18 protein-coding genes are annotated in these 20,133 nt (G+C 50.3%); 13 read left to right on the top strand and 5 right to left on the bottom strand.

Going from position 1 to position 20,133, the window contains the following annotated elements; translation table 11 throughout:
- The first annotated feature begins 6 nt into the window (after positions 1–6).
- From infB to ACFPVS_RS11575, 8 genes are all read left to right on the top strand, one after another.
- Positions 7–2,814 carry a translation initiation factor IF-2 gene (infB, locus tag ACFPVS_RS11610; RefSeq protein WP_096295677.1) on the top strand — a complete coding sequence of 936 codons (2,808 nt, stop codon included), beginning with the start codon at positions 7–9 and terminating at the stop codon, positions 2,812–2,814.
- A 338-nt stretch (positions 2,815–3,152) separates the two neighbouring features.
- Positions 3,153–3,419, top strand: a complete 267-nt coding sequence (locus tag ACFPVS_RS11605; protein WP_123804080.1) for a FeoA family protein — start codon at positions 3,153–3,155, stop codon at positions 3,417–3,419.
- Positions 3,420–3,528: 109 nt separating this feature from the next.
- On the top strand, positions 3,529–5,394 hold the full coding sequence (gene feoB / locus ACFPVS_RS11600) for a ferrous iron transporter B (RefSeq protein ID WP_378595792.1): 1,866 nt from the start codon (positions 3,529–3,531) through the stop codon (positions 5,392–5,394).
- Positions 5,394–5,543, top strand: a complete 150-nt coding sequence (locus tag ACFPVS_RS11595) for a FeoB-associated Cys-rich membrane protein (RefSeq protein ID WP_096295676.1) — start codon at positions 5,394–5,396, stop codon at positions 5,541–5,543. The genes feoB and ACFPVS_RS11595 overlap by 1 nt, the downstream gene beginning before the upstream one ends.
- A 299-nt stretch (positions 5,544–5,842) precedes the next feature.
- A complete protein-coding gene (locus tag ACFPVS_RS11590; RefSeq protein WP_378595791.1) occupies positions 5,843–7,642 on the top strand; it encodes a calcium-binding protein in 1,800 nt (599 codons plus the stop codon).
- A gap of 282 nt (positions 7,643–7,924) precedes the next feature.
- On the top strand, positions 7,925–8,878 hold the full coding sequence (locus ACFPVS_RS11585) for a PhoX family protein (protein ID WP_232507428.1): 954 nt from the start codon (positions 7,925–7,927) through the stop codon (positions 8,876–8,878).
- The gene (locus tag ACFPVS_RS11580) at positions 8,791–9,522 is read left to right on the top strand and encodes a PhoX family protein (RefSeq protein ID WP_378595794.1); all 732 of its coding nucleotides are present in this window, start codon (positions 8,791–8,793) and stop codon (positions 9,520–9,522) included. The genes ACFPVS_RS11585 and ACFPVS_RS11580 overlap by 88 nt, the downstream gene beginning before the upstream one ends.
- Entirely contained in the window at positions 9,462–9,785 is a 324-nt protein-coding gene (locus ACFPVS_RS11575) for an alkaline phosphatase PhoX (RefSeq protein ID WP_378595790.1), read from the top strand. Before ACFPVS_RS11580 ends, ACFPVS_RS11575 begins: the two co-directional genes overlap by 61 nt.
- A 117-nt stretch (positions 9,786–9,902) precedes the next feature.
- Here ACFPVS_RS11575 and ACFPVS_RS11570 read toward each other — a convergent pair whose 3' ends face one another.
- The 3 genes from ACFPVS_RS11570 to rnhA all read right to left on the bottom strand — a co-directional run bounded on the left by ACFPVS_RS11570 (position 9,903) and on the right by rnhA (position 12,370).
- Entirely contained in the window at positions 9,903–11,090 is a 1,188-nt protein-coding gene (locus tag ACFPVS_RS11570; protein WP_096295673.1) for an LD-carboxypeptidase, read from the bottom strand.
- A 278-nt stretch (positions 11,091–11,368) separates the two neighbouring features.
- Positions 11,369–11,767, bottom strand: a complete 399-nt coding sequence (locus ACFPVS_RS11565; RefSeq protein WP_096295672.1) for an HIT family protein — start codon at positions 11,765–11,767, stop codon at positions 11,369–11,371.
- A 165-nt stretch (positions 11,768–11,932) separates the two neighbouring features.
- Positions 11,933–12,370: a ribonuclease HI gene (gene rnhA / locus ACFPVS_RS11560; protein ID WP_096295671.1), complete on the bottom strand. Its 438-nt coding sequence runs from the start codon at positions 12,368–12,370 to the stop codon at positions 11,933–11,935.
- A gap of 167 nt (positions 12,371–12,537) precedes the next feature.
- Here rnhA and tehB point away from each other — a divergent pair, with 167 nt between their 5' ends.
- The gene (gene tehB / locus ACFPVS_RS11555) at positions 12,538–13,347 is read left to right on the top strand and encodes an SAM-dependent methyltransferase TehB (protein WP_096295670.1); all 810 of its coding nucleotides are present in this window, start codon (positions 12,538–12,540) and stop codon (positions 13,345–13,347) included.
- A 55-nt stretch (positions 13,348–13,402) separates the two neighbouring features.
- Here tehB and ACFPVS_RS11550 read toward each other — a convergent pair whose 3' ends face one another.
- Both ACFPVS_RS11550 and pmbA read right to left on the bottom strand, forming a co-directional pair.
- Positions 13,403–14,575: a glycosyltransferase gene (locus ACFPVS_RS11550; protein WP_096295669.1), complete on the bottom strand. Its 1,173-nt coding sequence runs from the start codon at positions 14,573–14,575 to the stop codon at positions 13,403–13,405.
- Positions 14,576–14,863: 288 nt separating this feature from the next.
- Positions 14,864–16,195 (bottom strand): metalloprotease PmbA, encoded by a 1,332-nt coding sequence (gene pmbA / locus ACFPVS_RS11545; protein WP_378595789.1) that lies wholly within the window; start codon positions 16,193–16,195, stop codon positions 14,864–14,866.
- 151 nt (positions 16,196–16,346) lie between these two features.
- Between pmbA and yjgA the strand changes: the two genes are divergently transcribed.
- The 4 genes from yjgA (at position 16,347) to ACFPVS_RS11525 (ending at position 20,013) form a co-directional block, all read left to right on the top strand.
- A complete protein-coding gene (gene yjgA, locus ACFPVS_RS11540; protein WP_096296165.1) occupies positions 16,347–16,886 on the top strand; it encodes a ribosome biogenesis factor YjgA in 540 nt (179 codons plus the stop codon).
- Positions 16,887–16,966: 80 nt separating this feature from the next.
- Positions 16,967–17,680 carry a hypothetical protein gene (locus tag ACFPVS_RS11535; RefSeq protein WP_378595788.1) on the top strand — a complete coding sequence of 238 codons (714 nt, stop codon included), beginning with the start codon at positions 16,967–16,969 and terminating at the stop codon, positions 17,678–17,680.
- Positions 17,681–17,797: 117 nt separating this feature from the next.
- A complete protein-coding gene (gene recJ, locus ACFPVS_RS11530) occupies positions 17,798–19,498 on the top strand; it encodes a single-stranded-DNA-specific exonuclease RecJ (protein ID WP_378595787.1) in 1,701 nt (566 codons plus the stop codon).
- Positions 19,499–19,584: 86 nt separating this feature from the next.
- Positions 19,585–20,013: a hypothetical protein gene (locus tag ACFPVS_RS11525; RefSeq protein ID WP_096295668.1), complete on the top strand. Its 429-nt coding sequence runs from the start codon at positions 19,585–19,587 to the stop codon at positions 20,011–20,013.
- Positions 20,014–20,133: the final 120 nt, after the last annotated feature.

Here is a 20,133-nt window from a genome sequence, read left to right as displayed (position 1 = left end):
TAATAGATGAGTAACACAACCGTAGAACAATTTGCCACCGAAATGAATAAATCCGTCGATGTCTTGCTGAAACAATTGCAAAGCGCCGGCGTGAATAAAAGCAGCGGCAGCGACTCTTTGACTTTGGAAGACAAGCAGCTTTTGGCTCAATATCTGAAAAAGCAAAACGGCAGCGACAATACCACCATCAGCATTTCCCGCACCAAAAAAGAAGTTAGCACGCTGGGCAGCGTTAAGGTAGAAACACGGCGCCGCAGCCGTGTCGTGAGCATTCCTTCTGCCGACGAAATTGCCGCTGAAGCCAAAGCCAAGGCGGAAGCGAAAAAAGCAGCCGAAGCGGAAGAAGCGCGCAAAGTACAAGCTGAAAAAGAAGCAGCTGAAAAGGCCGCTGCCGAGCGCGCTAAAGCCGAAGCGGAAACAGCCCGCTTGAAAGCAGCGCAACAAATCAAAACAGAAGAGAAAAAAGCTGTTGAACCTGAAGTGAAGCCGTCCGAAGAAAAGGCTGAAGAAGCCAAACCGGCTGCTAAACCAAAACAAGACAAACCGCAAAACAAAGGGAAAGAAGCACCGAAAAAAGCCGCGCCTGCACCTGAAGCACCTAAACCTGTGGTGAGTGCTGCGGAACAAGCTGCGCGTGATGAAGAAGCAGAACGTGCCGCCAAGCTGAGAGCTGCCCAAGAAGCCTTGTTGCGTGAAAAACAAGAGCGCCAAGCGCGTCGTGAAGCTGTGAAGCAACAGGCTGCTCAAGAGGCGAAAGAAGCTAAGGCAGCTAAAGAAAACAAAGCGGGCGAAGTACGTAGTGCGAAGCCTTCCAAACCGGCCAAGCCTGCTGATAAAGCAGCTGATGGTGATAAAGGCGCGAATCCGGCCCGTGCGAAAAAAGACGATCGCCGCAACCGTGATGATGCGGATGCCCGTCCGCGCGGCGGCAAGAATGCCAAAGGCGGCCGCAATCAAAACAGCAGCCAAGATGAGCGCGTTCGTGGCGGCAAAAAAGGCAAGAAGCAATTGAAGCTGGAACCAAATCAACACGCTTTCCAAGCACCGACCGAGCCGGTAGTGCATGAAGTGTTGATTCCGGAAACCATTACTGTGGCCGATTTGGCACACAAAATGGCGGTGAAAGGCGTGGAAGTGGTGAAAGCCCTGATGAAAATGGGCATGATGGTCACCATCAACCAATCCATCGACCAAGATACCGCATTGATTGTGGTGGAAGAACTAGGCCACATCGGTAAACCTGCGGCGGCTGATGATCCGGAAGCATTTTTGGATGAAAACGCCGAAGTCGTCGAAGCGGAATTGTTGCCACGTCCGCCGGTGGTAACCGTGATGGGTCACGTTGACCACGGTAAAACCTCCTTGCTCGACTACATCCGTCGTGCCAAAGTGGTTCAAGGCGAGGCTGGCGGTATTACCCAGCACATTGGTGCCTACCATGTGGAAACCCCGCGCGGTGTGATTACCTTCTTGGATACACCGGGTCACGAAGCGTTTACCGCCATGCGTGCCCGCGGTGCCAAAGCGACCGATATTGTGATTCTGGTGGTGGCAGCCGATGATGGCGTGATGCCGCAAACCATCGAAGCGATTGCCCACGCGAAGGCAGCAGGTGTACCGATGGTGGTTGCCGTCAATAAAATCGATAAAGAAGCAGCCAACCCTGAGCGTATCCGCCAAGAATTGACCGCACATGAAGTGGTACCGGACGAATGGGGCGGCGATGTGCAGTTCATTGATGTTTCGGCCAAAAAAGGTCTGAACATTGATGCCTTGCTCGAAGCTGTGTTGCTGGAAGCTGAGGTATTGGAATTGACCGCACCGGTAGAAGCGCCGGCCAAAGGTATCATCGTTGAAGCCCGTTTGGACAAAGGCCGCGGTGCCGTAGCTACCCTGTTGGTGCAAAGCGGTACGCTGCGTAAAGGCGATATGCTGTTGGCCGGTACGGCCTTTGGTAAAATCCGTGCCATGAGCGATGAAAATGGTAAGTCGATTAGCGAAGCTGGTCCTTCTATTCCGGTGGAAATTTTGGGCTTGTCTGATGTGCCGAATGCGGGTGAAGATGCCATGGTGTTGGCCGACGAGAAAAAAGCGCGCGAAATTGCTTTGTTCCGTCAAGGTAAATACCGTGATGTCCGTTTGGCCAAACAACAAGCGGCGAAGCTGGAAAACATGTTTAACAACATAGGCGAAAGCCAAGCCCAATCTTTGTCGGTTATCGTCAAAGCCGATGTACAAGGTTCTTACGAAGCTTTGTCAGGCAGTCTGAAAAAACTGTCGACCGACGAAGTCAAAGTCAATGTATTGCACAGCGGTGTCGGCGGTATTACCGAGAGTGACGTCAACTTGGCCATCGCTTCCGGCGCAGTGATTATCGGCTTTAACGTGCGCGCTGATGCATCTGCACGCAAACTGGCTGAAACCGAGAGCGTAGAAATCCGCTACTACAATATCATCTACGACGCGATTGACGATGTGAAAGCAGCCATGAGCGGTATGTTGGCACCTGAAGAAAAAGAACAGGTAACCGGTACCGTGGAAATCCGTCAAGTCATCAGCGTATCCAAAGTCGGCAATATTGCAGGCTGTATGGTGACCGATGGTGTGGTAAAACGCGATTCGCACATCCGTCTGATCCGTAACAACGTGGTGATTCATACCGGCGAACTGGCTTCGTTGAAACGCTATAAAGACGATGTCAAAGAAGTGCGCATGGGCTTTGAGTGTGGTTTGATACTCAAAGGCTATAATGAAATCATGGAAGGCGACCAGCTCGAATGCTTCGATATCGTCGAAGTGGCGCGTTCGCTGTAAATATTATTGGCTGGTCTTAATAGGCCATCTGAAAAACTGCACCTTTCCAATTGGAAAGGTGCAGCAGTTTTTTTATATGTGAATGTTGCTTTTTTAAATATGTTTGATGTGGTGTATTTAATTGATGTTATGTTCTTTTCTTAGGATAATTCCTTTGATTTTAAATGATTTTTTAATTTTTGAGATTTAGTCAATAATTTTTAAAGAAATTAATTGATATTTAAATTCAGGTAAGTTGGCTGAGAAAACATGGCAGTAGTTGTTTGCTTATTTTACTCATATTATAATAATATAAATAAAAATTATTTCTATTTATTTTTTTATAGAAGGAAGAAGCAATGACTACTATCGTCTTAACTGATTTAATCAAGGGTAAGCAGGCTCATATTGATTCCATTGGCAGTAATCCGGAATTTGGCGCATGGGATGCTATTGTCAGTCGAAGGTTGGCGGATTTGGGTTTTTCCCCGGGAATGCCGTTGCTGGTTATTGCTACCGGATTGATGGGAAAAGGGCCGTATGCGGTGCGTTTGGGCAACCAGTCCCAATTTTCATTGCGAAGTGGTGAGGCGAAGAAAATTTTGTGCCGCATTGCGGATGGGTAGAAGTTCTGAGATAAAACACTTAATGAAATGAATAAGTTAGAAAATTTTAATAATAAATACAGGTTTTAATTTTCATTTCAGACAGCCTCGTATGCCGTTGGGAGATATCATGAATTCTATACGTTATTATGCACTGGTCGGTGCACCTAATTGTGGTAAAACAGTATTATTTAATGGTTTGACAGGAGCGAATGCCAAAGTTGCCAACTATCCGGGAGTAACGGTGGATCGGCGTGAAGGTGCGTTTATTCATCATCCTCACAATCGTGTCATTGATTTACCCGGTACTTATAGTTTGCGTACCACCAGCCTTGATGAGGCGGTTGCGCGTGATGTGGTTGTCGGAAAGCTAGGGCAGCGTCCGAATGCGGTGATTGCTGTTGCTGATGCCACGAATCTACGCATGACATTACGCATGATTTTGGAACTTAAGACCTTAGGGCTGCCGATGGTAGTTTCCCTGAATATGAGTGATGTGGCCAAATCACGCGGTTTGCAAATTGATGCGGAGAAGCTGAGCCAGCTGTTGGGTGTCAAGGTGTTGGAAACGGCTGCCATTCGTTCTGAGTCTATCGAAGCGGTTTATCAGGCCGCGCTTGAATTGTCGGAAGAGACGCCGATTTTGCCGCGAAGTGAAGATGTGTTGGCAAAACTAGAGAAACTCGACAGTAATCAGCTTTATGAAGAAGTTGAAGATATTTTGAAACAGGTTGTCCGCACTCAGATGGTGTTGCCTGAATGGCATCGGCGTTTGGACGGTTTGTTTCTTCACCCTGTTTGGGGTATTCTGATTTTGCTGGCGATTTTATTGTTGGTATTTCAGGCCGTGTATTCTTGGTCGGAGCCGATTATGGATGCCATTGAAGGCCTGTTTGCTGCCTTGGGCGAGTGGGTGGCGGCAGTTATGCCGGCAGGTCTGTTGCAGGATTTATTAATCAACGGGGTGATTGCGGGCTTGGGTAGCGTGCTGGTTTTTCTGCCGCAGATTACGATTTTATTTGCATTTATTTTGCTCTTGGAAGATTCGGGCTATCTGCCGCGTGCTGCGTTTTTGCTCGACAATGTGTTGGCAAAAAGCGGTTTGTCGGGGCGCGCGTTTATTCCTTTGCTGTCGAGCTTTGCCTGTGCCGTGCCTGCCGTGATGTCGGCGCGTACCATTCCCAATCCGCGTGAACGTTTAGTTACCATTACGATTGCCCCGATGTTGACTTGTTCTGCCCGATTGCCGGTTTATGCTTTGATTATTGCAGCCGTTATCCCTGAAAAAACAGTGTGGGGCATATTCAATTTGCAGGGTTTGACATTGTTTGGCCTGTATCTTGCCGGTATTTTGTCGGCAGCTTTGACGGCGTGGGTAATGAAACGTTTTGCTGCGAGGCAGGGCAAAATACGCGCTTTTCCGTTGCTTATGGAATTGCCTACCTTCCGTATGCCGAATTTTAAGCACATTATGATGACTTTGTGGGATAGGGTTCAGGCATTTTTAAAACGAGCCGGTACGATTATCTTTGCTTTATCGGTGGTGCTGTGGGCCTTGGTTAGCTTTCCATCCATGCCGGGAGATACAACAGGCGCCGCGATTGATTATAGTTATGCCGGTACATTGGGGCGCTGGATTCAACCTATTTTTGAACCGCTGGGATTTACTTGGCAAATGTGTATTGCCATGATCCCGGGTGTGGCTGCGCGTGAAGTGGTGGTGGCGGCATTGGGAACGGTATATGCGGTTAGTGCCAGCTCAGAAGACGCGGTTCAGACGGCCTTGATTCCTATTGTGCATGATCAGTGGGGCTTGCCGACTGCATTTGCTTTCTTGGCGTGGTATGTTTATGCACCGATGTGTATGGCAACCTTGGCAGTGATTAAGCGTGAAACCAAATCTATGCGCGATACTTTATTGATTACTGCCTATTTGTTTGCATTGGCATACTTTTTTGCCTTTGTGGTTTATCAGGTCAGCTTGAGGATAATGTGATGATACAAAATATTTTGGTTGGCATAATTGTATTAGGCTGCGTTGTGTATGTATTGAAACATTTCTTCTTTAAACCTAAAGCACAATCTTCAGGTTGTGGCTGCGGTTGCGAAGGTTGCAGCGGAAAAAGCAATGGCTGTCATCATTAAAACCGATATATCCTGATTGTAGTGTCAGAGTATGGAGCTTTATGTTAGGCCGTTTGAAAAATCGATTATCGGTTTTCAGACGGCCTTAATGTTGGCAGAAAACTTAGGATAATATTTGGGCGGTATTGGAACTTTTAGATTTTGATTTGCTGAATATATTTTGTATTTGTTTTTATTAAACTATTTTGTTGGTTGGTGAGGCTAAAACAAGCACTATACGGTCTGGTTTTATTCAGTTTTCAGACGGTCTATAGGCTGCATTCCATTTCACAATTAACTTAATTTATGCAGGCTTAACCATGGAAACGAATCAACAATTACTTGCTGCTCAAAACTTGATCCAACATTTCGAAGGCACGGCTGCCGATGATGCTTATTATGTGAAACCAACCCAAGATACCATTAAAGAACAGGCCAATGGCGGTTATGATACGGTGTACAGCGATGTCAGCTATGTGTTGCCGACCCATGTCGAAGCGCTGGTGTTAAACGGCAGCGCCAATATTTACGGCTCAGGCAACAACAGCGGCAATATGTTGGCAGGCAATGAAGGCAAAAACCGCTTGAACGGCGGTCGTGGTAATGATGAAATATTCGGTAATCACGGCAACGATGTGCTCAACGGCGGTGAAGGCCACGACAAACTTTATGGCGGTACCGGTAATGATGTTTTGAACGGCCAAACCAGTAATGATGAGCTATACGGCGGCTTGGGTAGCGATACTTATCTTTTCCAAGCCAATAGCGGTAAGGATTTTTTATCTGACCGCGAAGGCAATAATACCGTACGTTTTGCTGCCGGTGTCAGTCCTGAGGGCATTCGTATTGAATCGCGTTTAGACAGCGGCGGCAACACCGGCTGGATACTCCATTTTGACGAGCAAAATGCTTTGATTATCGCCAATCAATACACAGCTTCAAGCAACAAACCTGCCGTAGCTGATTTTGTGTTCAATTCCAAAACTTACTCACATACTGAATTGGCTGCTTTGCATGGTGTGGCACTGCCTAGCGCTCATGTGGCGGAAAAAGGCCAAACCATTGAAGGCACACAGCAAAACGATGTGTTAACCGGCACGGCAGGTCACGACAAAATCTACGGCTTGGCCGGCGATGATACACTTTATGGCCTAGACGGCGATGATTTGCTGGATGGCGGCAGCGGCATTGATGTGATGCATGGCGGTTTGGGTAACGATACTTATGTGGTCGAAGGTGTGAAAGACCAAGTCATTGAATCAGAAGGCGAAGGTATTGATACGATTCAAGCTTCGGTAAGCTATACCCTCAGCCGTAATGTCGAAAACCTGATGCTCATCGGCTCGGCCAATATTTTCGGCGCAGGCAACAGCAGCGATAATGTTTTGGTGGGCAACATCAGCAGCTACACCGCCGATGAAATGGCGCGTTTGTATGATTTGCCATACGGTGTGGTTACGCAGTCTGAAGGTCCGAATGGCGAAGTGGTCTATACCGGCAGCAACCGGGACGACATTATTGAATTCAGCGAAGTTGATTTCAATAGCGACCAAGTCATTATCAACACTTTTGTCGGTAGCGACAGCATTCGTGTCGGCACGTTTGCCGGTTCGCACATCAATTACACCATTGACAGTGGCGAGGGCGATGACAAGATTGAGTTCTTGAGCGGCAATGTCACCATCAATGCCGCAGATGGCTACGGCCGCATCGAAACGGGCGAAGGCTATGATGTGATTACCGGCGGTAAGGGCAATGATGAGATTTTCGATTTATACGGCGAAACCCTGGTGAATTTCGGACGGGGCGACGGTAAAGACAGCCTTAATCTTGACTTGAATTCTGAGAACGAAATGTTGCATTTCACCGGTGGTTTAACCTTGTCGGACTTAACGCTGACCACTACCACGCAAGGTGTGTCGACATCTTGGATAGTCGGCATCAAGGGCAGCAATGATTCGGTCACCATTGCGCAATACGAAGACGGTATATTGAATGTCAACGATCAACCCGGTACCGGCGTTGACCGCTTTACTTTTGAAAACGGTCAGAGTTACAGCGCTGCCGAATTCAGCGCCGCATTATGCCAGCTTGAGCAAAACAATACTGCTGTGATCTGATGATTATTGATAGGTAACAAAAATAAAAGGCCGTCTGAAAACCATTGGGTTTCAGACGGCCTTTTTTGTGCTTTATTAATTAATCGTTGATTTATATTGGTTTTGTGATGGTCAAAAGATTAAAGAATTTTTAGTTTTCAATTAACATCGTCACATCTTTGTCACATTCCCTTGCTAAACTGCCTGCGGTCATTGAGCAACAGGCTGTCTGAATTGAGCGGGCATTTTGTCGGGCAAATATATTCAGCAGGCCGTCTGAAACATATCTGAATAGGGAATATCATGGGCAAACCATTTGTCGGCACCATCAAAAAATCACACGCCGAAGACATCGACAACAGCAGCAATAATCCGGCGTTTTCTCAAATTATGGACGCACGCCTGTCACGCCGCCGCGTGTTGCAGAGCTTCGGCGCATTGGGCGTGACCAGCATGCTGCCGTTGAGCCTGATGAGCAAGGAAGCGCAAGCCGCAACCGAAGCAACACGTTTCCAACCGGTGCCGCGCTTTGCCCGAGCCACCGCCTTAGGCTTTAAAAGCGTACCGTTTTCCACCAAAGACAAGGTGATTGTACCGGAAGGCTACACCGCGCAAGTTTTGTACCGTTGGGGCGACAGCACCGGTATTGCCGGTAATATGCCGGCGTTTAAAATTAATGCAGGCAACAGCGCGGCCGATCAGGCAGTACAAGCCGGTATGCACCACGACGGCACCGCCAACTGGTCGCTGGAAAAAGCACGCAAAGGTCAAAACGTGATGGGCATTTCGGTGGTAGAAGTGCGCCGCGATCCCAATGGTTGGCAAGTGGTGCGTCCGTCACTGTTTGCCCGCCGCATTACCGCCAACACCCCGATGAGTGTGACCGGTCCGGCGCGCGGCCACAGCCTGATGCGCACCGAAGCCGACAGCCAAGGTGCGCTGGTGTTGGGGATCATGCAAAACTGTGCCAACGGCCGTACGCCGTGGGGCACTTACTTAACCTGTGAAGAAAACTGGAGCGATATTTTTACCAACAACAGCGGTGAAATCACGCCTTTGGAAAAACGCTACGGCATCGGTAAGGAAGAAAACGATTATCTCTGTGGAGCAAAGTGGACGAGTGTTTCGACAGTAGCAAAAATCCGAATGAGCCCAACCGCTTCGGCTGGATTGTCGAAATCGACCCGTTCAATCCAAAATCTACTCCGCGCAAACATACCGGTTTGGGCCGCTTCAAACATGAAGGCGCCGAGATGACCGTAACCCCGAGCGGCCGCCTGGCAGTATATATGGGTGACGACCAACGCTTTGAATATATTTATAAATTTGTCTCAAAAAAACGTTATCAACCGGGTGAGCAACACCGCGCTGCCAATATGCATTTGTTGGAAGAAGGCACGCTGTATGTGGCACGCTTCAATGAAGACGGCACCGGCGAATGGTTGCCGTTGGTACATGGCCAAAACGGTTTGACCGCAGAAAACGGTTTTGCCGACCAAGGTGAGTTGTTGGTGAAAACCCGTTTGGCGGCAGATAAAGTCGGCGCCACCAAAATGGACCGTCCGGAATGGATTTCTGCCGACCCGTTTAAATCCGGCAGCCTGTATTGCACGTTGACCAACAACAGCGACCGCGGCAAAGAAGGCAAGCCGGGGGCGGATGCGGCCAATCCGCGCAATAACAACCTGTTCGGCCACATCATCCACTGGCAGGAAGCCGACGGCGACGGCACGCAAACCGAATTCAAATGGGATATTTTGGTGATGGCGGGCAAGCCGGATGCCGAAAAAGAGCAGCATCGCGGCAACATCAGCGCGACGCCTTCGGCAGTCCTGACGGCTTGGCATTCGACCATCGCGGTGTGTTGTGGATTCAAACCGACGTATCGACTTCTACGTTGAACATGAAAGAATACGCCGGTATGGGCAACAACCAAATGGTGGCCACCATTCCGGGTACCAATGAATACCGCCGTTTCCTGACTGCCCCGAACGGTTCGGAAGTGACCGGTATTGCGTTCACGCCGGACAATAAAACCCTGTTTATCAACATCCAGCACCGGGCGAACCAGCCAAAGGTGCGTCTGATCCGACCAATCCGAAAGCGGTATCATCATGGCCGGAAGGCATTCGTGGCGGCCGTCCGCGTTCGGCGACAGTGGTGATTACCAAGAATGATGGTGGTTTTATCGGTAGTTAAAGAAAAACATTTCCCCCCGTTTGATGACAACACAAAGGCCGTCTGAAAATATTTTCAGACGGCCTCTCATATTGAAGATGAATTACTCAATCACTTCTTCGATAATCGTGTTGTAAGAAGAAGGTTCGTAAACCGGCATCGGCGGCGGCAACAGTGCATCCAGGCTGAGGCTGGAGGCTTGCAGGGTCGGGTAGCCGCTGAAGGTCACCGAATAGCCGCCGTTTCCGGTGCTGCGCACTTTGGCATGCGCTCCCAGCGGGAAGGTGGCTTTATTGGTGATGTGGCCGAACGGGAAACCGCTCAACACCGGCACACGCGTGACGCGGTTGATTTGGTTGATGACCGCCGACAAATCATAGCTTGAGTCGTACACATCGCGGATGGTGCCCATGCGGAAATCGCCGAAGATAATCGCGCGTTGCTTTTGCAACACGCCGGAAAGATACAGCGTATTGAGCATGCGCTCAATGCGGTAAGGCTGTTCGCCTACGTCTTCGATAAACAGGATGCCGCCGTTAATGTCTGGCATGTAAGGCGTGCCGGCCAACGAAGCCAATACGCTCAAGTTGCCGCCCCAGAGCGTGCCTTCCACGTTCACATCGCTGCGCTGGATGGCGGCGACATCGATGGTGTTGGTGGTATGGGTGGTGCCGCGGATAAACGAATCCATGGTGTACACGCTCGGGTTGGGTTTGCCGAATTCGCTATACACCATCGGGCCTGCGAAACTCATCATATTGCCTTTGGCCAACAAAGCCAATTGTACGGCGCACACGTCGCTGAAACCGAAAAACAAGGTGCCGCGCTCACGCATACACGCGCCCAACGAAGCAAAATCAATGCTTGGCAACAAACGTGCCGCACCATAACCGCCGCGCAAGCCCATCAATACTTTAGGTGTTTTCACACGGCCGCCGGCGACTTCTTGGAAATCGTTGATGCGCTCGGCATCCGTTCCGGCGAAACGCTGATAACGGCGCGAACCGGCCTGCTGGTTGGTTACGGTAAAACCGGCGTTATAAAGACGGGTCAGGCCGACATTGACGCGGTCGTAAGATTCGGCAAAGCCGGAAGGAGCGACGACACGCAAAATATTGTCGCCGGAGCGGGCAGGTTGAGGACGGCGGGGTTGCACAGTTTGGCTTCTTGGCGGGGTACGGTTAACAGTAGGTTTCTGGGTAGAGCTGGTGCCACAGGCTTGCAGCAATCCTGCGCCGGCCACTGCGGCCGAAGCGCGCAAAAAATGGCGGCGGGAAGGTTTCCAAGACATAAAACATCCTTTTTGATGCGGCGGAAAACCGCCTGTATGTTATTTAACTCAGGCCGGAACCTTTGCAATCTCTCCATCTTTGGCACATTTCTGCGTTATGCGCTGCTTGAAAGCTTGCTATCTTCATGATATGTCTGCGCTTTCTGTGCGGCTATAACTTCGAACTGCACTCAAACCTAGGGTTTTGCAAAGGTTTCAGGCCGTCTGAAAGGCAGCCGAATAAATGGGGTTGATTGACTACTTCAGACGGCCTGCTAACACAAAAAGCCGTCTGAAACTTAAGCCAACAAGGCTTTGACTTGTTGCGGCCAATCTTGCGGCAGCATCATTTCGTGGCTGCGGACAGCCGCTGCCCAAATTGGTGCCGGAAAGTTGGCGTCGTTTTCAAAACGGGCAATCACATGCCAATGCAGGTGCGGTACAACATTGCCCAAGCTCGCCAAATTGATTTTGGCCGGCTGCAGCACTTGGCGCATGGCCGATTCCACTCGATAGACCATGTCCATGATTTCATCGCGTTGTGCTTGCGGTAAATCAGTCATTTCCGCGACATGTTGCTGCCAAATCACGCGGCAGAATGCAGGCGAACCGGCTTCGTTGTGCACGGCAATCACACGCAGGTTCGGCGTTTGCAGCAAAACATCTTCATTTTCCGCATGGCAAATCGGGCAACTCATGACAATCCTTATGACATCAATCGAATCGAAGCGTATTTTAAGGGAAAAGGCCGTCTGAATCATCTTTTCAGACGGCCTTTTGACATAACTTTAGAAAAATGTGGCAATTTGTCGGCCGGAAAACAAGTTGGCAGGAATATATAATGAATCTTTGATTGGCACAAACTACCTAAATTTCGCCGCACCGCGGTTGGCCAATTCATCAGCGCGTTCGTTTTCCGCATGTCCGGCGTGGCCTTTGACCCATGTCCAATGCACATCGTGTCGGCTGACCAATTCATCCAGCGTTTTCCACAAATCATCATTTTTGACCGGCTTTTTGGCGGCGGTTTTCCAGCCGTTTTTTTTCCAGCCGGCAATCCAGCTTTCCATGCCGTTTTTGACGTATTGCGAGTCGGTGCAGATTTGCACGGTGCAGCGGCGTTTCAAGCTTTTCAAACCTTCGATGACGGCGGTGAGTTCCATGCGGTTGTTGGTGGTTTCGGCTTCGCCGCCGAACAGCTCTTTTTCATGCCCGCCATACCGCATCAACACGCCCCAGCCGCCTGCGCCCGGATTGCCTTTGCAGGCGCCGTCGGTATATAGGTAAACGGTTTTATCCATAAAATTCCTCTTGATTCAACCGCCGAATCATAACACAGGCCGTCTGAAAAGATTGAATTTAAAATAAACAAGCATATAATATGAATGTTATTTAAAAAGGAAACCACATGAGCGCGTCACAAGCATTATTCCGCTATCAGCAATCGCCGGCCTAGACGGCCGACACCATTCCCGAAGCCTTATTGAATCAGCACAATACCCAAGAAGGCACATGGGGCAATTTGGTCATCAAAAAAGGCCGTCTGAAATTTTATGAATTGTCGGAAACCGGCGAAATTCTGGCCGAACACGAACTCACCCCCGAGAGTCAAGACTGGCTGATTGCGCCGCAGCAATGGCACAAAATCCAAGCGCAAACGGATGACACCGAAATCCAGCTCGAGTTCTACTGCCGAGCCGCCGATTATTTCCACAAAAAATACGGCATGAGCGCCACGCATTCCGCCGTACGCGCCGCCGGAAACATCGTGCCGCCGGGCAAAGCGCTGGATATGGGCTGCGGGCAAGGCCGCAATGCGCTGTATCTCGCGTTGCAAGGTTTTGACGTGACTGCCGTCGATAACAACCCAATGGCGGTGCAAAACGTGCAGGAGCTGGCCGCGCGCGAAGGGTTGAAAGTTGACGCGTTTGAATACGATTTGAATGCCGCCGATATTCAGGACGATTTCGATTACATTGTGGCGACCGTGGTGATGATGTTCCTCCAACCGCGTTTTATTCCGCAAGTAATTGCCAACATGAAAACGCGCACCAAAGCCGGTGGTTATAATTTGATTGTCTCGGCGATGGATACCGAAGATTTTCCATGCCCGATGCCGTTTCCGTTTAAATTCAGCGAAGGCGAATTGAGCGAATATTATCAGGATTGGGAATTGGTCGAATACAAAGAAGAATTGGGTGCCATGCATGCCAAAGACGAATTCGGCAATCCGATTCGGTTTAAATTTGTGACCATGTTGGCGAAGAAACCGGTATAAATCAATAGGCCGTCTGAAATGTTCAGACGGCCTTATGCTGATTAATATTTTATGGTTATGCCAATATTTCTTCGAATTTGCTAATCAATCGATTGATGACGGCTTCTTCGCTGAATTCGGCCAAACAATCTTGACGCAGCTTTTGCGGTAGGAAACGGTTGCGCTGTTCATACATTTGAATCAAGGCAGCGGCGAGGGCATCGATGTTTTCAGTCGGAATCAGAAAACCGTTTTCCGGCCGCACAATCGACTGTGGGCCGCCGCATTTTGTAGCAATCACCGGTAAGCCTTGTGACAGGGCTTCGATGTACACCACGCCGAAGGTTTCGGTGCGGCTGGCCAACACAAACGCATCGCTTTGACGCATTAAATTCAATACTTCATCGGTTTTCAGCGCACCTAAGAAGCTGACTGAATCGATGATGCCCAATTGTTTGGCAAGATTTTTCAGATTCTCGCCTTCAGGGCCGGCGCCGCCGATGTTGAGTTTTAAACCGGGATATTTCTGTAAGGCTTTGGCAAAGGCGGGCAACAGCAAATCATGGCCTTTTAAGTGGCGCAAATGGGAAACGCTGCAAAAGGTGAAACCGCCGCCTGATTTTTCTGGAAATTCAAACGGCTCGGTAAAATTTTTGCCCAAGATATTCGGCAGATACGACCAATGTGTGCCGGGGTATTTTTGATTGAGTAAGTCGGCGAAATCGCGGCTGACGGCGTAAAGGCCCGAAGCATGTTTGGCTGCTTCACGCATGGCCGGCCATTGGTCGTCACGAATCAGATCGCGGGCGTAGGTGCTGCTGTGTTCGGTGATGATGTAGGGAATGCCGTATTTTTTAAAGATTTTACAGGCCAAAATGCCGGCATAATTCACCACGTGCGCATGAATCAAATCGGGTTTGCCGTTTTCTTTGATGTAGGCTTCAAATGCTTTCATGCCTGCGCGTACCCACAACACGCGGTTTAAATCAATAAAAGGCGAGCGGGGGAACAGATACATGCCGTCATAAGCATAGATATCTATTTGGTTTTCCTGATATTTTCTAAGGCCGTAAGGGCCGCTAAGCAAGGTTTTCGGCTGCGCACGCAGGTGGCGGAACATCGGCGCAACGACACTGACTTTCTTGATTTTACTGCTTTTTTGCAAACCTTGAGCCTGAATTCCGAAAAAAATTCCATCAACATCTTGCTCGGATTTGGGATACCAAGAAGGGAGAACGACAACGTGCATGGGGATTCCTGAAAAGAGATGGGGAATGATTCAAGTCATTCAGACCTAAAGAATCGAAAATAATTCAATTTCAATAATGGATGTTTGATTGGAAGAATGTGCCGTCTGAAAGAAAATAGTTTCAGACGGCCTGAGACTTTGCAAACCCCCGGGTTTGAGTACAGTTCGAAGTTAGGGCAGCACAGAAAGCGCAGACATATCATCAAGACAGGTAAGCTTTCGAGCGCATCACGAAGAAATGTGCCCAAGATGGGGATTTTGCAAAGGTTCCGGCCTGAACATTAATCCTTATTCACCCGCCACAGTCATTTCGCTAATCAGTATCGAGCCGATTTTGTTGGACGAGCGGCGCAGGGCATCGTTGGCAACGCCGAGCACGTTTTGATACATATCTTGCAGCCGTCCGGCGATGGTGATTTCGTGTACCGGGTAGGCAATCACGCCGTTTTCGATCCAGAATCCGGCAGCCCCGCGCGAGTAGTCGCCGGTGATGGTGTTGACGCCTTGCCCCATAAGTTCGGTTACCAGCAAGCCTGTGCCCATTTCTTTGAGCAGGTCGGCTTGGGTGGCGTGGGTGTGGTTGAGATACAGGTTGTGTGCGCCGTCGGCGTTGCCGGTGGAGGTCATGCCGAGTTTGCGGGCGCTGTAGCTGCTCAAAAGATAGCCTTGTACCACGCCGTTTTCAATCAGGAAGCGAGGGCGGGTGGCGACGCCTTCGGAGTCGAAATAGGTACTGCCGAAGGCGCGCGGGATGTGCGGTTCTTCGCGTAGGTTGACGAAATCGGGCAGGATTTTTTTGCCCAAACTGCCGATTAGGAAGCTGCTTTGGCGGTAAAGCGCACCGCCGCTCAGTGCGCCGACCAAATGGCCGATTAAACCGCCGGCAACGGTGGTGTCAAACATCACCGGGTAGCTTCCGGTGGGTAAAATCCGGCTGTTGAGACGGCGCACGGTGCGTTCGGCAGCGATGCGGCCGATGTTTTCCGGTAAATCCATATCTTGATGAAGGCAGGACGCATCATACCAATAATCGCGCTGCATGCCTTGCTCGTCGGCGGCGACCACGCTGCAAGAAATGCTGTGGCGCGTACCCTGCTGGTGTGCCATAAAGCCGTGCGAATTACCGTAAACGTATTGATAATGGCTGGTTTGCACGCCCGCACCTTCGGAGTTTTCGATGCGCACGTCAAACGACAAGGCGGCTTGTTCGCATTGTTTGGCCAATTCTATGGCGGCTTCTGCGCTTAAATCCCACTCGTGATAGCGGTCGAGATCGCCGATTTCGGCGGGCATCAAATCTTTATCGGCCAAGCCTGCGCAATCGTCTTCGGCGGTGTATTTGGCGATGTCTATGGCGGCCTGTACGGTATCCTGCAAGGCATGGGGTGAGAAATCGGCGGTGCTGGCACGGCCTTTGCGTCGGCCGACGTAAACGGTAATATCCAGCGATTTATCCTGCTGGAATTCGATTTGCTCGATTTCGTTCAGGCGCACGCTCACGCCTTGGCCGATGGATTCGCTGAAGTCGGCTTCGGCAGCCGTGGCACCCAATTGCTGTGCCAGCGACAGGGTTTGGCCGCACAGTTGGATCAGTTCGTCTTGAGAGTGGTTAAACAGCATAAAGATTATCCGGAAAAAATTGCGCTTATTTTAACTGTTTTCAGACGGCCTCGGTAAAAATGTCGTCATTGGCAGAATATATTGAACCGACAGCGGCGTCATCTCATGGTAAAATCAGCGATTGAAAAATTTTACCGAATCGAATAACGAGATGATTGAAAACGAAGAAGAATGGGTGAGCAAAACCCAGATGAAAAAGCAGATGAGCCATCTGCAGGATTTGGGCATGGAGTTGACCAAGCTGTCGAACGAAACGCTGAAGAAAATCGGTTTGGACGAAGATTTATACGAAGCTGTGCAAGGCTATAAAAAAATCACGTCCAACAGCGCGCTTAAACGCCAAGCGCAATACATCGGCCGCCTGATGCGCGATACCGATCCCGAGCCGATTGAACGTTATCTGGCCAAGCTGCGCGGTGACAATGTGGCGCACAATGCCTTTTTGCAACGCGTTGAGCAAGCCCGTGAACGCCTGATTGCCGACGATGAGGCGTTCACCGCGTTTATGGCCGATTACCCGCAGGCCGATGCCGGTAAGCTGCGCACCTTAATCCGCAATACGCGCAAAGAGCAGGAGCAAAACAAACCGCCGAAAAGTTTCCGCGCGCTGTTTCAGGAAGTGAAGGCTGTGATGGAGGGTAAGACGGGCAGGTATGAAGGCGGCAGCGGTTTGGAAAGCATTGACGGATAAGTGCGGAATGTTTTGTTTCAGACGGCCTTCTCTTAAAGGCCGTCTGAAAAAGCGGTTTGTCCTAAACGAGGAGCGTTAATATGAAGCTGATGAAAACAATGGCTGTTGCAGTGTGCGCGGCGATGACTTTAAACGGTTGTACCATGTTTTTATGGGGGGAAAACGACCCGTTCAGTGAAACGACGACGACCCGCCAGGCGGCTCAAGACGAGATTCAGGCGTTCGGCGTCGTGCAACAGGCCAACAGCCAATTGGAAAAAGGCAGCTTGGTGATGATGGGGCGGAAAAACTGGTTTGTCGTCAACCCTAAAGATTCGGCCAAAATTCAGAGCATATTGAACGTAAAACTGGACAAGGCTTTCCAAATCGTCGACAGATACGCCCACAAACCGTTGGAAAGTTTTCCTGTTACCCTCAAGTCGGCAAAAAGCCATGAGTTCACGACCGATTTCTGCCTGCGTTACGATACGGCCAAAGCCGACGACATCGCCAAGCTGAAAGCCTTGTCGTTTGAAATGCGCAAGCCGTCGGAGAAAGGCAAAGACCAAACGCCGTATTATGTGCGCTGCGATACGGCGGCAGGGAAGTTTTACCAATCCCCGCCGAATTACCGCGCCGATTACCACTTTGGAACCCCGTTCCCCGTGTCGGTGAACTATACCGTTAAGCATAAATCCACCGATGCCGGAAAATTAATCAGCAATCTTTTCTGGACGCCGATAACGCTGGCCGGAGATGCTGTTTTGGCGGTGGTGGCCGTGGTTGTATCGCCGTTTTCCCTGATGAACCGGTAAAACTGTTTTTGAAGCGGAATGCGGTTATGTTGCCGTTCCGTAATATTTCAGACGGCCTCTTACATTATTAATGAGGCCGTCTGAAAATCTTTTGAATTCTATCTAAGAAAATCAGAAATGACCGTAAAAATCCAAATTCGCCCTGTCAACCAGTCGGTTTGCAATACTTTGATTAACGCAGGAGCCGACCCGCTGATTGCGCGCCTGTGCGCCGCGCGCGATGTACAGACGCCGCAGGAATTGGAAGACAGACTTAACGGATTGCTGCCGTATCAGTCGCTGGTACAATGCGAAGCGGCGGCGGCGCGTCTGGCGGATGCGGTGCAGAAACAGGAAAAAATCCTGATTGTGGCCGATTACGATGCTGACGGTGCGACGGCTTGCGCTGTCGGTATGAAAGGCTTGGGCGCAATGGGTGCGGTAGTGGATTTTCTCGTCCCCAACCGTTTCGAACACGGCTACGGCCTCACGCCCGAACTGGCGGAAATTGCGGCAGAAAAGGGCACAAACCTGCTGCTGACGGTGGACAACGGCATTGCCAGTTTGGCCGGTGTGGCGCGCGCACAGGAATTGGGCCTGGACGTTGTCGTTACCGACCACCACCTGCCGGCCGAGCAGGTGCCGGATTGCATTATTGTCAATCCCAACCAGCGCGGTTGCGGTTTCGAGAGCAAAAGCTTGGCCGGTGTGGGCGTGATTTTTTATGTGTTGATGGCTTTGCGTGCCGAATTGCGCCGCCGCCACTATTTTTCAGACGGCCTGCAAGAGCCTAATTTGGCGGAATTGTTGGATTTGGTGGCGTTGGGTACGGTGGCCGATGTGGTTTCGCTTGACCACAACAACCGCATTTTGGTGTCGCAAGGTTTGAAACGTATGCGGCAGGGCAAGATGCGGCCGGGTATCCGCGCATTGTTTGAAGTGGCGAGGCGTGATTGGCGTAAGGCGCAGCCGTTTGACATGGGTTTTGCACTGGGGCCGCGCATCAATGCAGCCGGCCGTTTGGACGATATGTCACTCGGCATTGCCTGTTTGCTGGCCGACAATGACGCACAGGCTCAAGAGCTGGCGGCGCAGTTGAACAACCTTAATATCGAGCGGCGCGAAATCGAGCAGTCCATGCTGCAAGATGCTTTGGATTCGTTCCCCGAAACCTTGCCAAGCCGGCAAACCACGCTGGTGGCTTACCGCGAAGACTATCATCAGGGCGTGGTCGGCATTGTCGCCAGCCGCTTGAAAGACCGTTTTTACCGACCGACCATTGTGTTTGCGCCGGCGGATAACGGTGAAGTGCGCGGCTCGGGCCGGTCCATTCCCAACCTGCACTTGCGCGATGCGCTGGATTTGGTCAGTAAACGCCATCCCGATTTGATTTTAAAATTCGGCGGCCACGCAATGGCAGCGGGTTTGAGCATTTTGGAACACAATATCCCCGCGTTTCAGACGGCCTTCGAACAAGCCGTGCGCGATATGGTGCGCGAAGACGATTTGTCGCAAACCTTCATCACCGACGGCAGCCTGCCTGCGGTCGAAATTACCTTGGAACAAGCACAAAACCTTGCCCGTCATGTGTGGGGGCAGGGTTTTGCGCCGCCGAGTTTTACCGATGAATTTCATGTCGTGCGCCAGCAATGGATGGGTGCGGAGGGCAAGCACAAAAAAGTGTGGCTGCAAAAAGACGGCTTTGAGTTTGAAGCAATGTTTTGGCGATGCTGCGAAGAAATCCCCGAATACATCCGCACCGTGTATCGCCCCGTAGCCAATGAATGGCGCAATCATGTGGAATTGCAGCTTTATATTGATTACTGGGAAGCGGCGTAAAGAATATGTAAGGTTTAGGCCGTCTGAAATATTGGGTTGGTTTCAGACAGCCTGAATGTTGTTTGGATTTTAACTTAAGTCGTACCATGAAATTTCTCATCTTTTTACTTGTTGCCACTTTAGGTAATGTGCTGTACCACACCGGACAAAAATCCCTGCATGATGTAGCAGCCAATCCGATGAGTGTGTTGTCGGTGTATTATGCCGCGGCGCTGGTGTTGTGTCTGCTGCTGTTGCCTTGGTTCGGCAAAGTGTCGTTTAACGATACCGCCACGCTGGCAGCGAATTGGCGCGTTTGGTTGGTATCCGGTGGTATTTTGCTGATTGAGTTGGGTTTTTTGTTGGCCTATCAATCTGGCGGCTCGGCGCAATGGTCGGGTGTGGCGGTGAACGGTATGGCGGCTTTGCTGTTGATTCCGTTGGCGATTTGGCTGTTTGGCGAGCAGTTTTCATGGCAGAAGATAGTGGGGATTGTGCTGACCTTGAGCGGGCTTTATTTTTTGGTGAGAAAATAGAACGCTGGATTCCATCATAAAAGGCCGTCTGAAACACGATGTTTCAGACGGCCTTTGTGATGCATATATTAGAAACGGCGTTTCAACTGACAAGCTTGCAGGATGTACACGGCCAATTCT

It is taken from the genome of Neisseria weixii (assembly GCF_042658245.1).
Lineage (GTDB): Bacteria > Pseudomonadota > Gammaproteobacteria > Burkholderiales > Neisseriaceae > Neisseria > Neisseria weixii.
Note: the sequence above shows the minus strand (reverse complement) of the source record. Positions and strands in the feature narration are given on the sequence as shown.

Bases quoted from the DNA above. Each gene is read 5' to 3' on its own strand.
- recJ (WP_378595787.1), top strand. From the start codon at position 17,798: ATGACCGTAAAAATCCAAATTCGCCCTGTCAACCAGTCGGTTTGCAAT.
- ACFPVS_RS11550 (WP_096295669.1), bottom strand. From the start codon at position 14,575: ATGCACGTTGTCGTTCTCCCTTCTTGGTATCCCAAATCCGAGCAAGAT.
- ACFPVS_RS11590 (WP_378595791.1), top strand. From the start codon at position 5,843: ATGGAAACGAATCAACAATTACTTGCTGCTCAAAACTTGATCCAACAT.
- ACFPVS_RS11570 (WP_096295673.1), bottom strand. From the start codon at position 11,090: ATGTCTTGGAAACCTTCCCGCCGCCATTTTTTGCGCGCTTCGGCCGCA.
- ACFPVS_RS11585 (WP_232507428.1), top strand. From the start codon at position 7,925: ATGGGCAAACCATTTGTCGGCACCATCAAAAAATCACACGCCGAAGAC.
- yjgA (WP_096296165.1), top strand. From the start codon at position 16,347: ATGATTGAAAACGAAGAAGAATGGGTGAGCAAAACCCAGATGAAAAAG.
- ACFPVS_RS11535 (WP_378595788.1), top strand. From the start codon at position 16,967: ATGAAGCTGATGAAAACAATGGCTGTTGCAGTGTGCGCGGCGATGACT.
- rnhA (WP_096295671.1), bottom strand. From the start codon at position 12,370: ATGGATAAAACCGTTTACCTATATACCGACGGCGCCTGCAAAGGCAAT.
- feoB (WP_378595792.1), top strand. From the start codon at position 3,529: ATGAATTCTATACGTTATTATGCACTGGTCGGTGCACCTAATTGTGGT.
- pmbA (WP_378595789.1), bottom strand. From the start codon at position 16,195: ATGCTGTTTAACCACTCTCAAGACGAACTGATCCAACTGTGCGGCCAA.
- ACFPVS_RS11565 (WP_096295672.1), bottom strand. From the start codon at position 11,767: ATGAGTTGCCCGATTTGCCATGCGGAAAATGAAGATGTTTTGCTGCAA.
- ACFPVS_RS11595 (WP_096295676.1), top strand. From the start codon at position 5,394: ATGATACAAAATATTTTGGTTGGCATAATTGTATTAGGCTGCGTTGTG.
- ACFPVS_RS11605 (WP_123804080.1), top strand. From the start codon at position 3,153: ATGACTACTATCGTCTTAACTGATTTAATCAAGGGTAAGCAGGCTCAT.
- ACFPVS_RS11525 (WP_096295668.1), top strand. From the start codon at position 19,585: ATGAAATTTCTCATCTTTTTACTTGTTGCCACTTTAGGTAATGTGCTG.
- infB (WP_096295677.1), top strand. From the start codon at position 7: ATGAGTAACACAACCGTAGAACAATTTGCCACCGAAATGAATAAATCC.